Raw genomic sequence first — 11743 nt, 5'->3', positions numbered from 1 at the left:
GTGCCAGGCGTCGCGGACCCGCGGTGATCCGAACGACACCCTCTAGCCGTGGGAACGGCCCGCCGCGCGGGCCAGGCATGCGGTGACGTCCGCGTCGTCGAGCTGGGTGAAGTCGGCGTAGAACTGGCCGACCGCGAAGAAGCCCCGGGGGGTGTCCAGGCAGATCAGTTCGTCGGCCTCGCCGCCCAGCCACTCCGTCCATCCCGGCGGTGCTACGGGCACGGCCAGCACGATGCGCGCCGCTCCGCGCGCGCGTGCGATCCGGCAGGCCGCACGTGCGGTCGATCCGGTGGCCACCCCGTCGTCGACCACCACGACCGTCCGCCCGGCGAGGGCGACCGGCTCGCGCGTGCCCCGGTACTGCGCGGCCCGCCGCTCCAGCACTTCGCGCTCGTGCTCCTCGACCCGCGCCAGCGCCTCCTGGCCGACGCGTGCCTCGCGCAGCACCGCGTCGTTGATCACACGTACTCCGTCCTCGCCGATCGCTCCCATCCCGAGCTCCGGCTGGAAGGGCACCCCCAGTTTGCGGACCAGGCAGACGTCCAGCGGTGCGCCGAGCGCCTCGGCGACCTCCGCGGCAACCGGCACTCCGCCCCTGGGCAGGCCCAGCACCACGGCGTCCTCGGCCCGCAGATGCGCCAGGCGTGCGCCCAGCCGGCGTCCCGCCGTGCGGCGATCGGCGAAGAGCACGACCGGCCTCCTCACTCCCTGGTCGACCACAGGGGCTCGGGCGGCAGCTCCTCGGTCGCCCCCGCCGCCTCGATCTCACCGGCGGCGGCCCGGAGCAGGTGCCTGCCCAGGGAGATCAGGGCCCGGCCCGCGGCGAGTTCGTCACCGATCTCGGGCACGGCCGCGTCGTACGGGTTGCGATGAGCCTCGGCACAGCACTCCAGAAGGTTCTCGCCGGTGTCCAGGACCACCCGGGCCGTGGTGGCGGGGTCGTTTTCGGAAAGATAGAGGCACAGCTCCCACTCCTTGGCGGACCGGGGCCGGTGGCCGGCGGCTGACGTCATCGTCCGTCCCTCCTGAGGCCGGTGCATGGCTACGGGAGACAGAGGTCTCGGCCTTTCCACTGTGACGCGGATGCCCGCCTGGCGCACGCGCCCGCCGGTCCTCCCGTCCGACCGGGCACAATGGCCGTCATGACGCTGCGTTCCTGCCCGTGCGGGCTGTCCGGGCCGTACGAGAAGTGCTGCGGCCGGTACCTTCCCGTCGGGGCCGCCGCCGCGCCGACCGCCGAGGCGCTGATGCGGTCGCGCTACACCGCCTTCGTGCGCCAGGACGCGGGCCATCTGCTGCGGACCTGGCATCCGCGGACGCGTCCCGCGCGGGTCGACTTCGATCCCGGGATGCGGTGGACCGGCCTGGAAGTCCTCGGTACGACGGGCGGTTCCGCCTTTCACACCACGGGGACGGTGACCTTCCGGGCCACCTACCGGGGCGGCGTGCTGCACGAGCGCAGCCGGTTCGAGCGGGTGGAAGGGGCGTGGGTGTACGTCGACGGGGACTTCCTGGAGTAGCTCCGGGCTCCCGGGTCCCGGCTCCGGGACCCGGCTGTGGGAAACCCGCTCCCGGCCGCGGGCCATGCCGCCGCGCCTACGGCGCCAGGATGTCCAGTTCCTTCAGCGCGCCCTCGGTGATCTCGCGGGTCAGTTGCTCGGCGCGGGCCGCGTCGCCCGCGCGCACCGCCTCGGCGACCTGGACGTGGAGGGTGACGGCGGCCGGGTCGGGATCCTCGAACATGACCTCGTGATGGGTGCGGCCGGCCAGGACCTCCGCGACCACGTCGCCGAGCCGGGCGAACATCTCGTTGCCCGAGGCGCTCAGGATCACGCGGTGGAAGGCGACGTCGTGGACGAGGTACTCCTCCAGCTTGTGGCCGCGTGAGTTGGCCACCATGCCGAGCGCACACTCGGTGAGTTCGGCGCACTGCCCGGCCGTTGCGTGCTTGGCGGCCAGTCCCGCCGCGACCGGTTCGACCGCCGAGCGCAGCACGGTGAGGGAGCGCAGCTGCTGCGGGCGGTCCGCGCCCGCCAGTCGCCAGCGGATGACCTGCGGATCGTAGACGTTCCACTCGCACTTGGGGAGCACGGTCACGCCCACGCGGCGGCGGGAGGCGACCAGGTGCATGGACTCCAGGACCCGCACGGCCTCGCGCATCACCGAACGTGACACATCGAAGCGCTGCGCCAGCTCGTCCGTGCGCAGAACACTGCCCGGCGGGTACTCGCCCGCGGTGATGGCGGGCCCGAGGGTGTCCAGTACGTGGCCGTGCAGCCCTCGGCCCGGTGTGCTCATGCACTTAGCGTACGCGGTGGATCACGGACCCAAAAAGTCAGACTTATTCAGCACAGACACTTGAATTAGTCGTACTAATGGGTTTCAGTGTGGCGGACGTCGGACGTCGACGTCCCATGTCGAGGAAGACAGCGAGGCAGTGATGCGTACCCCCCACGTCGTCGTGGTGATGGGCGTCGCCGGCACGGGCAAGACCACCATCGGTCCCCTGCTCGCCGCCCGGCTCGGCGTTCCGTATGCCGAGGGCGACGACTTCCACCCGCAGGCCAACATCGACAAGATGTCGGCCGGCGTCCCGCTCGACGACGAGGACCGGTGGCCGTGGCTGGACGCCATCGGCGCCTGGGCGCACGGGCGGGACGGGCTCGGTGGGGTGGTGAGCAGCTCGGCGCTGAAGCGGTCGTACCGCGACCGGCTCAGGGCCTCGGCTCCCGGGATCGAGTTCGTCCATCTGACGGGCGACCGGAAGCTCATCGAGGACCGGATGGGGCACCGTCAGGGTCACTTCATGCCGACGGCACTGCTGGACTCCCAGTTCGCCACGCTGCAACCCCTCCAGGAGGACGAACGGGGCGTCGCGATCGACGTCTTGGGCAGCCCGGAGGAGATCACGGCACGCGCCGTCGCCGCGCTGGACGACCTCGACACCACCACGCAGTCCTCGCAGGCGCTGCCGCCCCGGCGGTAACGCCTCTCCCCCACGTTCAGCGACTGCGGCACACCTCTGCCCACCATCCCCTCTTCACCTGCAAGGGAACACCCGTGACCAGACTCAGCGTCGAGATGCTGGCAGCGGACACCACACCGCCGATCACCTCGGCCGGCCACGTCCAGCTCGGCATCGCCGTGCTGGCGGGCATCGCCGTCATCGTCCTGCTCATCACCAAGTACAAGCTGCACGCGTTCCTGGCGCTGACCATCGGGTCGCTGGCGCTCGGCGCGTTCGCCGGGGCGCCGCTCGACAAGGCCATCACCAGCTTCACCACCGGGCTCGGCACCACGGTTGCCGGCGTCGGCGTCCTGATCGCGCTCGGGGCGATCCTGGGCAAGCTGCTGGCCGACTCCGGCGGCGCCGACCAGATCGTCGACACGATCCTCGCCAAGGCGGGGGGCCGCTCGATGCCCTGGGCGATGGTGCTGATCGCCTCGGTGATCGGGCTGCCGCTGTTCTTCGAGGTCGGCATCGTGCTGCTGGTCCCGGTCGTGCTGATGGTCGCCAAGCGCGGCAACTACTCGCTGATGCGCATCGGCATACCCGCGCTGGCCGGTCTGTCCGTGATGCACGGACTGATCCCGCCGCACCCCGGCCCGCTGGTCGCGATCGACGCGGTCAAGGCCAACCTGGGTGTGACGCTCGCGCTGGGCATTCTCGTCGCCGTCCCGACCGTGATCGTCGCCGGTCCGGTGTTCTCCCGGTTCGCGGCCCGCTGGGTGGACGTGCCGGCTCCGGACCGGATGCTTCCGCAGCGCCCCTCCGGGGAGTTGGAGCGGCGCCCCGGCTTCGGCGCGACGCTGGCCACCGTGCTGCTGCCGGTCGTGCTGATGCTCGCCAAGGCCCTGGTCGACATCGTCGTGGACGACCCGGCGGACATGACGCAGCGCGTCTTCGACGTCATCGGCTCCCCGCTGATCGCGCTGCTCGCCGCCGTCATCGTCGCCATGTTCACGCTGGGCCGGCCCGCCGGGTTCAGCAGGCAGCGGCTGTCGCAGACGGTGGAGAAGGGCCTGGTCCCCATCGCGGGCATCCTGCTCATCGTGGGCGCGGGCGGCGGCTTCAAGCAGACGCTGATCGACTGCGGCGTGGGCCGGATGATCCTGGACATCTCCGAGAGCTGGTCGATGCCGACCCTGTTGCTGGCCTGGCTGATCGCGGTGGCGATCCGGCTCGCGACCGGTTCGGCGACGGTGGCGACCGTCTCGGCGGCCGGACTGGTCGCGCCGCTGGCGGCCGGCATGTCGACCACCCACACCGCTCTGCTGGTCCTGGCCATCGGCGCCGGCTCGCTCTTCTTCAGCCATGTCAACGACGCCGGTTTCTGGCTGGTCAAGGAGTACTTCGGACTGAGCGTCGGGCAGACGGTGAAGACCTGGTCGGTCATGGAGACGATCATCTCGGTGGTCGCCGGCGGCCTGGTGCTGCTGCTCTCCCTGGTGATCTAGGCAGAGGAACAACAGAAGTGCGACGATGCGGGATCACCCGCTCTCGAGCCCGCGCGCCGGACGACGGAGCGCGGGCGCGGGCGCGGCAAGATCGTCAATATCTGCTCGGTGCAGAGCGAGGTGGTCCGCCCCGGTATCGCGCCGTACGCGGCGACCAAGGGCACGCTGTGATCCGCCGTCAGGGCGACCTGCGCCTGGAGAAGTTGCCCGAGCGCCAGCCCGAGCCCGGTCCCGGGCAGGCGCCGGTCCCGTCCGCCACGGCGTGTCCGCCGGGAATGTTCGCGCCGGCTGCGGACCGCGGCCGGTCCTGCGAGGTGCTGCCGGACCTCGGGGCCCGACCGGGCGCCACGGCGGGCGCTACGGCCGCCACAGCGGATGTTCGTTGTCCGCCCACTCCCGGCTCACGGACCCGGTGCGCAGCCCGCGCCGCGCCTCCGGGTCGGCCAGCGCCATCCCGACGTGGCCCGCCAGGACGACACCGATGGTCAGGGCCAGCCAGTCGTGGACGAAGGTCGCGCTGGTGCGCCACATCAGCGGGGTGAGGTGGGTGAACCACATCATCAGGCCCGTGCCGAGCATGACCAGGGTGGCCCCGGCGATCCAGGCCGCGTAGATCTTCTGACCGGCGTTGAACTTGCCCGCCGGGCGGGACGAGGGCCGCCGGTCGCGGCGCAGGGCGGCGCGCAGCCACACGCGGTCGTGCGGGCCGAAGCGGTTGAGGAAACGCAGGTCGGCGCGGAAGGCACGGGAGACCAGGCCGGCCAGGACGGGCACGGGCAGGGCGATCCCGGCGCACTCGTGGACACGGACCACCAGCTCGCGGCGGCCGACGAGCTCGGCGAGTTGGGGGATGTACAGGCAGGCGGCGGTGACCACGCACACGCCCATCAGCGCCGCCGTGGTCCGGTGCACCCACCGTTGGGCCCGGGTGAAGCGGCGGACCTCGGCGCTCGGCGGGGCCGGGGTCTCAGCTCGTAGGCTCATCGTCCCGTCCGTTCGAGTGGCCGACCCAGGCGTCGACGTCGTAGCCGAGTTGCTCCCAGTAGCCGGGCTGCACCTCGTCGGTGACGGTGATGCCGGAGAGCCACTTGGCGGACTTGTAGAAGTACATGGGGGCGACGTACAGGCGGACCGGGCCGCCGTGGTCGTGGCCCAGGTCCTTGTCCTGCATGCGCAGCGCGACCAGCACGTCGGAACGGCGGGCCTGGTCGAGGGTGAGGCTCTCGGTGTAGGTGCCGTCGAAGCAGGTGAAACGCACCGCCTTCGCGGAGGAGCGCACGCCCGCCGCGTCCAGCAGGCCGGACAGCCGCACGCCCTCGAAGGGCGTACCGGGCACCCGCCAGCCGGTGACGCACTGGACGTCGTGGACCACGCGGGTCTGCGGCAGGGCTCTGAGGTCCGCCAGCGTGTAGCTCGCCGGGTGGTCGACCAGACCGTCGACGGTCAGGCGGTAGTTCCCGGCGTCCTTGTGCGGGACGGACGCGGCCACCGAGTAGTAGCGGAAGCCGCCGCCGTTCGGGAGCAGTCCGGTCAGACCGGTGGGATCGTTGCCGGACGCGGCGCCGAGGAACGTCTCCAGGCCGCGTTGCAGGGTGGGCGCGGTGAGCACGCCGAGGGCGCCCAGGCCAAGGGTGCCGAGGAGGACCCGGCGGCCGACGGGCCGGCCCGCCTCCTCGGGTTGTTCGGAGTTCACCCTCACATTCGAGCACCCGCGGCCCCCGTGGGACCAGGGATCGCGGGTGCTCGTCAGACTTCCGTCATCTCTTCTTACGGGTTTCCCGGCGAGAACAACGTCAGGACGCCGCGTCCGCCGCCTTCTGGAGTTGGAACGCCTCGTTGCCACAGCCGATACGGGCGTGTGCCTCGGGTCGGCGGCGGCGCAGGACGGCGCCCTGGACCAGGCCGACGGCGAGGGCGAGGCCGATGATCCCCGGCAGCACCCGGCTCAGGGCCGAGCCGTGCCCGGTGCCGACCAGGACGTCGAAGTCCTTGACCGTGTAGCCGGCGATGACGAGCAGGGCCAGGAACGCCAGCGCGGAGGTGGCCAGGCGCCAGCCCTGTGCGGCCGCCGCGCCGCGCCGTACGAAGAAGACGATCACCGACAGGCTGGCCGCCGCCATCAGCACGATCACGCCGAGGGCACCGATATTGCCGAACCAGGTGAACAGGTGCAGCACGGGCGCGGTCGGGTCGCCGGCCGGCCCGTCGTCGGCGACCGCGAAGGCGATCACGATCACCAGCGAGACGACGGTCTGGGAGAGCGAACCCGTCGCGGGTGCTCCGCTGGTGCCGGTCGTGCGCCCGAACGCCGCGGGCAGCAGGCCCTCGCGGCCCATGGCGAAGGCGTACCGGGCGACGACGTTGTGGAAGCTGAGCATGGCGGCGAACATGCCGGTCACGAACAGCACGTGCAGCACGTCCGTGAAGGTGCCGCCGAGCCGCGACTCGGTGAGCGAGAACAGCAGTCCGGCGCTCTCCTTGCGCGCCGCGCCGACGATGCCGGACGGACCGGCGGCGACGGTGAGCGCCCAGCAGCTGAGGGCGAAGAAGACGGCGACGCCGCCCACCGCGAGGAACATCACACGCGGTACCAGGATGTGCGGGCGGCTGGTCTCCTCGGCGTACACCGGGGCCTGTTCGAAGCCCAGGAAGGCCGCGATGCAGAAGCACAGCGCGGTGCCGATGCCGGCGCCGCCGAGGGTGTCCGGGTTGAAGGCGTGCAGGGACAGCCCCTCCCCGGCGGGGTCGGCGACCGCGGCGAGGTCGAAGACGACGACCAGCGCCACCTCGATGACCAGCAGCACGCCGAGCACGCGTGCGTTGACGTCGATCTTCAGCCAGCCGAGCACGCCGACCACGGCGACGGCCGCGATGGCCGGTATCCACCAGGCGACCGTGACGTCGGCGTAGGTGGCGAACAGGTTGGAGACCTCGAAGCCGAAGATCCCGTAGATGCCGGCCTGCAGGGCGTTGTAGGCGACGAGGGCGACGAGCGCCGCGCCCGCGCCCGCCGTGCCGCCGAGGCCGCGGGAGATGTACGCGTAGAACGCGCCCGCGTTGTGGACGTGGCGGCTCATCTCGGCGTACCCGACGCTGAACAGGATCAGGACCACGCCCAGGAGGACGAACAGCAGCGGCTGGCCGACGATGCCCATCACCGCGAATGTGGTGGGCATGACACCGGCGACCACCATGAGCGGGGCGGTCGCGGCGAGGACGGAGAGCAGCAGGCCCCCCGTGCCGAGGCGGTCGGCGCGCAGGGCGCGTTCCTGTCCCTTGAAGGTGCTGATCCCGCCGCCTTCGGCGGTGGGTCGGCTGGTGCTCGAACTGCCCGTCGTCATCGGGGGGTCGTCCTCTCGGGTCGGGGAGCTTGCGGTGGTACGGGTCTCGGGCGTGCGGGCTCTCGGTCTGCGGTCGTGCGTAACGTCGGGCATGCGGGTCGTCGGTGGGCTGTGGCTCCTGCGGGTCGCGGGCGCTACGTCGTGCCGAGCGCCCTGGCGCGGGCGGCCTTGAAGGCGGAGTAGGCGGAGGAGGGATCGCGGTCGGGATACGACCAGGGGGCCGGGGTGGCATGGGCGCCGATGCGGTGCAGCAGGGCGGCCGACTCGGCCGCCCTGCCCTCGCACAATTTGGCGTGTGCGAGGAAGTTCAGGTCGACCAGGCGCCGCGGATGCCCCTCCTGCTCCCACTCCAGCCACCAGTCGAACGCGGCCTTCATCACCTGGCGGGCCCGGCGGCCCACCCAGTGCTCCGAGTCGACCGGGTCGACCGGCTCGTGGCCGGCGGCGGCCAGCACGCGGTAGCGCTCGGCGTGCGCGACCACCGGGAGGACGGCCAGCGGCGAGTCGGCAGGGGCCTGGGCCGCGGCCGCGTTCGCGAAGTCGTAGACCTCGTGCAGCGGGTCCGGGCCGGTGTCGGCGCGGCGCTCGGCGAGCCGGGCCACCATCAGGTGGTGGGCGTGGTGGTGGTCGGGGTGGCGGTGGCGGATCTCGTCGAACAGGCGGACCACCTCATCCTCGCCGCCCAGGGTGCGTTCCAGCAGGAGCAGTCCGAGCCAAGGGGTGGGGTCGGCGGGCGCCAGCGCGGCCGCGGCCCGGCAGGCCTCGCGGGCGCGGTCGGGCTCGTCCCGGTCCCGTAATGCACGCTGGACCAGGGCCGCGCCGAGCAGCGTGGCCGCGTCGGCGGACTCGGGTTCGGCGAGCAGCCAGTCGCGCGCCCAGGCCGCGGTGTGGGATTCCTGGGCGAGGACGGTGACGCGGTGGCCACGGCGGTCCCAGTCGTCACCGGTGTGGACGAGCAGCGAGCGCACGGCCTGCCAGCGCCCCTGTGCCAACGCGGTGCGGGCGGTGACGAGTTCGGAGTCGTCGAGAGCGGCGTCGAAGGCCTGCGCCGCGCGCTTGCGGCTGCGGCCGAGGGGAGGCGGGGGTGGGGGCACCGCGGGACTTCCTCGTGCGCTGTTTGTTGTGGCCCGGCTCACCTCAGGGGCGTACACCCCCGGGCTCACCCGCCGTGGCGTGCTCGTCGGTCATCGGCCCGCCATCAACTGATCACGCACAGCCAACCCTCAGCCAATGCTTCACGTCAAGGGCCATCCGGCCCTTACATGCGTCAACTCGCCATGCACACAGGGCACTTGCGACGCTCCCGTCCACCCCGGCGGCCCGGCCGATGCCGTGCTGCCGTCTCCCTCGTGTGGCGTACGCCATGGCGCGCCCGTGCCGAGCGTTTCACCATGGCCGCACGGCCGTGCCAACGCCCTGATCCGCAGGGCGTCGTCACCGAGTCGACCGCCCGCATCCGGGCACTCCTCGGGGCACACCGCGCTCCGGGACGCTACAGTCGGCCATTACGCACCCCGTGGCCCGGCCGGATGAACGAGGTACGCAGCGTGTCGGTTCTGGTTCTGACTCTCGCCGTGAGCGCTGCCTGTTGTGTGGGTTTCGGCTTCGTGCTCCAGCAGAACGCGGCCCAGCAGGCACCGCTGAGCGACTTCCTCTCCCCCCGGCTGTTGCTGGACCTGATGCGGGTGCCGCGCTGGCTCGGCGGTATGGCGCTGATGGTCGCCGGCATGGTCCTGGGCGCGGTCGCCCTGGGCCGGGGCGAGGTCTCCCTGGTCGAGCCCCTGCTGGCGACGAACCTCCTGTTCGCGCTGGCCCTGTCCCGCAGACAGACTCGGCAGCCGCTCGGCCGCCAGGGCTGGGTGGGCCTGGCCCTGCTGGCGGGCGGCGTGACGGCGTTCATCGTGGCGGGTCAGCCGCGGGCCGGCAGTGCGGTGACGAACCCGCTGCGCCACTGGCTGATCATCGGCGCCATGGTGGGTCTGGCCCTGCTGCTCACGACCTACGCCAAGCGCTCGCGGCTGAGCTGGGGCCCGGTGCTGCTCGCGCTGGCCGCCGGGACGCTGTACGGCGTGCAGGACGCGCTCACCCGGGTGAGCGGGCAACGGTTCTCGGCGGGCGGCTGGACGGAGGTGCTCACCGGCTGGCAGCCCTACGGCGTGCTGGTGCTCGGTGTGACCGGGCTGATCCTGGTGCAGAGCGCGTTCGAGACGGCGCCGCTGCGCATGTCGCTGCCCGCGCTGACCGCGGCGCAGCCGCTGGCCGGGATCGCCTGCGGGGTGGGCTTCCTCGGCGACCGGCTGCGCACCGACACCGGAGCGCTGGCCTGGGAGGCGGCCGGCCTCGCGGCGGTCGTCGCCGGGATCGTCCTGCTCGGCCTGCACCCGGCCATGCCGTGCGGCGCGGCGGTGGCCGAGCCGGCCCGGGACCTGCAACCGCACTGACCCGGGGCGATGCGCCGAGCAGGCCGGAGCACCAAGCGGGCCGGAGCACCAAGCAGGCCGGTGCGCCCGGCCGCGCCGGTCCCCGGCAGCCCGGGGCGTCACCCCGCGGCGCGGCGCCTGCTTGGATGGGCGCCATGAGCGCTGCTGACGAGATCCTCGACATCGTCGACGAGAACGACCACGTCGTCGGGCAGTCCCCGCGCGGCGAGGCCTACGCGCGCGGCCTGCGCCACCGCTGCGTCTTCATCCAGGCCCGTGACCCCGAAGGCCGCGTCTTCGTCCACCGCCGCACACCGACGAAGCTCGTCTTCCCCTCCCTGTACGACATGTTCGTCGGCGGGGTCGTCGGGGCGGGCGAGTCCTACGACGACGCGGCCCTGCGGGAGGCCGAGGAGGAGCTGGGGGTGACCGGGCTCCCCCGGCCCGAGTACCTCTTCAAGTTCCTGTACGACGACGGCGCCGGGCGGACGTGGTGGTCGGCGGTGTACCGGGTTCGCTGCGACCTGCCGGTGCGACCGCAGGCCGAGGAGGTCGCCTGGCACGACTTCCTGGCCCAGGACGAGGTGGAGCGCCGACTGCGGGAGTGGGAGTGGGTGCCGGACGGGCTCGCGGCGTACGAGCGGCTGAGGACCCACCTGGCGAGGGGGTAGGTGGCCGAGGGACCACCGGCCACCGCCCGTGGGTAAGGTCCCTTGCGTGATCGACTTCGCACGGAACGTCCGCCTGTGGTTCGCCCCCGAGGAGGTCAGGAAGGAGGGCCGCACCCCCGACTACCGCTTCTCGCTGGCGAACGAGCGCACCTTTCTCGCCTGGCTGCGCACCGCCCTGGCGCTGATCGGCGGCGGCTTCGCGGTGGACCAGTTCCTGCCGGACCTGCCCTGGGGCTGGCGGATCGGTCTCGCGCTCGCCCTGCTCGCCGCGGGTGTGCTCTGCTCTCTGCGCGCGGTCAACCACTGGATGCGCTGCGAGCTGGCGATGCGGCGCGGCGAGGACCTGCCGCCGTCGCGCTTCCCGGCCCTGCTGGGCCTGGTCGTGGCGGTGGTCGCCGTGGCCATGGTCGTCGTCGTGCTCGTGGGGTTGGAACGATGAGCGCGGGCCCGGCGAGCCACCCCCGGGACCCGGGGCTGCAGCCCGAACGTACCCGGCTGGCCTGGCGGCGTACGACGCTGTCGAGCACGGTCGCCGCCGTACTCGCCGTGCGGACCGCCCTGCACGGGGGCGTCACGCCCGCCGGCCTCGCCGTGTGTGCCCTGTGCTGCGCCCTCTGGCTGGGCTTTCTGCTCGTCGCCCAGCTCCGCATCCGCGTGCTCGCGCGGTCGGCCGCGCCACCGGCCCTCACGCCACGTCACGCCACGGCGGCGGCCCTGTGCACGGTGGCCCTGGCCGTCTGCGCGGCGGCCCTGGTCGTCTAGAAGACTCATGAAGATCTTGGGGTTCTGGCCCCGCCGCGTGAGCGGCGGGGCCAGACTCTTTGTTGTGGTGATGGGGGAATGGGCCGGGGAG

At 72.4% G+C, this 11743-nt stretch carries 13 protein-coding genes and 2 pseudogenes; 8 read left to right on the top strand and 7 right to left on the bottom strand.

From position 1 onward, the window contains the following. Positions 1 to 63: 63 nt before the first annotated feature. Positions 64 to 690: pseudogene (locus AB0A61_RS10370) on the bottom strand (phosphoribosyltransferase family protein); the annotation flags it as partial. Positions 691 to 701: 11 nt separating this feature from the next. Next, the gene (locus AB0A61_RS10365) at positions 702 to 1013 is read right to left on the bottom strand and encodes a dsRBD fold-containing protein (RefSeq protein ID WP_361289206.1); all 312 of its coding nucleotides are present in this window, start codon (positions 1011 to 1013) and stop codon (positions 702 to 704) included. 120 nt (positions 1014 to 1133) lie between these two features. Between AB0A61_RS10365 and AB0A61_RS10360 the strand changes: the two genes are divergently transcribed. Then, entirely contained in the window at positions 1134 to 1520 is a 387-nt protein-coding gene (locus tag AB0A61_RS10360) for a YchJ family metal-binding protein (RefSeq protein WP_361289203.1), read from the top strand. Positions 1521 to 1596: 76 nt separating this feature from the next. On the opposite strand, the gene AB0A61_RS10355 is transcribed toward AB0A61_RS10360, so the two are convergent. After that, positions 1597 to 2298, bottom strand: coding sequence for a FadR/GntR family transcriptional regulator (locus AB0A61_RS10355; protein ID WP_361289200.1), 702 nt, complete (start codon positions 2296 to 2298; stop codon positions 1597 to 1599). Between the two features lie 142 nt (positions 2299 to 2440). On the opposite strand from AB0A61_RS10355, the gene AB0A61_RS10350 reads away from it, so the two are divergent. The 3 genes and pseudogenes from AB0A61_RS10350 to AB0A61_RS10340 all read left to right on the top strand — a co-directional run. Further along, positions 2441 to 2986, top strand: a complete 546-nt coding sequence (locus AB0A61_RS10350) for a gluconokinase (RefSeq protein WP_361289197.1) — start codon at positions 2441 to 2443, stop codon at positions 2984 to 2986. A gap of 74 nt (positions 2987 to 3060) precedes the next feature. Next, entirely contained in the window at positions 3061 to 4458 is a 1398-nt protein-coding gene (locus AB0A61_RS10345; RefSeq protein WP_361289195.1) for a gluconate:H+ symporter, read from the top strand. 45 nt (positions 4459 to 4503) lie between these two features. Then, a pseudogene (locus AB0A61_RS10340) lies at positions 4504 to 4626 on the top strand (gluconate 5-dehydrogenase); the annotation flags it as partial. Between the two features lie 189 nt (positions 4627 to 4815). On the opposite strand, the gene AB0A61_RS10335 reads toward AB0A61_RS10340, so the two are convergent. The 4 genes from AB0A61_RS10335 to AB0A61_RS10320 all read right to left on the bottom strand — a co-directional run bounded on the left by AB0A61_RS10335 (position 4816) and on the right by AB0A61_RS10320 (position 8893). After that, complete coding sequence (locus AB0A61_RS10335) at positions 4816 to 5442, bottom strand: cytochrome b/b6 domain-containing protein (RefSeq protein WP_361289192.1); 627 nt, start codon at positions 5440 to 5442, stop codon at positions 4816 to 4818. Then, complete coding sequence (locus AB0A61_RS10330) at positions 5426 to 6151, bottom strand: molybdopterin-dependent oxidoreductase (protein WP_361289189.1); 726 nt, start codon at positions 6149 to 6151, stop codon at positions 5426 to 5428. The genes AB0A61_RS10335 and AB0A61_RS10330 overlap by 17 nt, the downstream gene beginning before the upstream one ends. Positions 6152 to 6251: 100 nt before the next feature. Then, positions 6252 to 7799: an APC family permease gene (locus tag AB0A61_RS10325; RefSeq protein WP_361289186.1), complete on the bottom strand. Its 1548-nt coding sequence runs from the start codon at positions 7797 to 7799 to the stop codon at positions 6252 to 6254. A 134-nt stretch (positions 7800 to 7933) separates the two neighbouring features. After that, positions 7934 to 8893: a hypothetical protein gene (locus tag AB0A61_RS10320; RefSeq protein WP_361289183.1), complete on the bottom strand. Its 960-nt coding sequence runs from the start codon at positions 8891 to 8893 to the stop codon at positions 7934 to 7936. Between the two features lie 453 nt (positions 8894 to 9346). Between AB0A61_RS10320 and AB0A61_RS10315 the strand changes: the two genes are divergently transcribed. From AB0A61_RS10315 to AB0A61_RS10300, 4 genes are all read left to right on the top strand, one after another. Then, positions 9347 to 10240, top strand: coding sequence for a DMT family transporter (locus AB0A61_RS10315; RefSeq protein WP_361289180.1), 894 nt, complete (start codon positions 9347 to 9349; stop codon positions 10238 to 10240). Positions 10241 to 10374: 134 nt separating this feature from the next. Next, positions 10375 to 10890, top strand: coding sequence for an NUDIX domain-containing protein (locus tag AB0A61_RS10310; protein WP_361289177.1), 516 nt, complete (start codon positions 10375 to 10377; stop codon positions 10888 to 10890). A gap of 46 nt (positions 10891 to 10936) precedes the next feature. Continuing rightward, positions 10937 to 11329: a DUF202 domain-containing protein gene (locus tag AB0A61_RS10305; protein ID WP_361289174.1), complete on the top strand. Its 393-nt coding sequence runs from the start codon at positions 10937 to 10939 to the stop codon at positions 11327 to 11329. Continuing rightward, positions 11326 to 11652, top strand: a complete 327-nt coding sequence (locus AB0A61_RS10300) for a DUF202 domain-containing protein (protein ID WP_361289171.1) — start codon at positions 11326 to 11328, stop codon at positions 11650 to 11652. The genes AB0A61_RS10305 and AB0A61_RS10300 overlap by 4 nt, the downstream gene beginning before the upstream one ends. Positions 11653 to 11743 lie beyond the last annotated feature (91 nt).

This window comes from Streptomyces sp. NPDC046197 (assembly GCF_040646295.1).
GTDB lineage: Bacteria > Actinomycetota > Actinomycetes > Streptomycetales > Streptomycetaceae > Streptomyces.
Note: the sequence above shows the minus strand (reverse complement) of the source record. Positions and strands in the feature narration are given on the sequence as shown.

What these genes read in the sequence shown, in the direction of transcription:
- AB0A61_RS10310 (WP_361289177.1), top strand. Translation starts at nt 10,375, where the DNA reads ATGAGCGCTGCTGACGAGATCCTCGACATCGTCGACGAGAACGACCAC.
- AB0A61_RS10325 (WP_361289186.1), bottom strand. Translation starts at nt 7,799, where the DNA reads ATGACGACGGGCAGTTCGAGCACCAGCCGACCCACCGCCGAAGGCGGC.
- AB0A61_RS10355 (WP_361289200.1), bottom strand. Translation starts at nt 2,298, where the DNA reads ATGAGCACACCGGGCCGAGGGCTGCACGGCCACGTACTGGACACCCTC.
- AB0A61_RS10360 (WP_361289203.1), top strand. Translation starts at nt 1,134, where the DNA reads ATGGCCGTCATGACGCTGCGTTCCTGCCCGTGCGGGCTGTCCGGGCCG.
- AB0A61_RS10365 (WP_361289206.1), bottom strand. Translation starts at nt 1,013, where the DNA reads ATGACGTCAGCCGCCGGCCACCGGCCCCGGTCCGCCAAGGAGTGGGAG.
- AB0A61_RS10350 (WP_361289197.1), top strand. Translation starts at nt 2,441, where the DNA reads ATGCGTACCCCCCACGTCGTCGTGGTGATGGGCGTCGCCGGCACGGGC.
- AB0A61_RS10335 (WP_361289192.1), bottom strand. Translation starts at nt 5,442, where the DNA reads ATGAGCCTACGAGCTGAGACCCCGGCCCCGCCGAGCGCCGAGGTCCGC.
- AB0A61_RS10300 (WP_361289171.1), top strand. Translation starts at nt 11,326, where the DNA reads ATGAGCGCGGGCCCGGCGAGCCACCCCCGGGACCCGGGGCTGCAGCCC.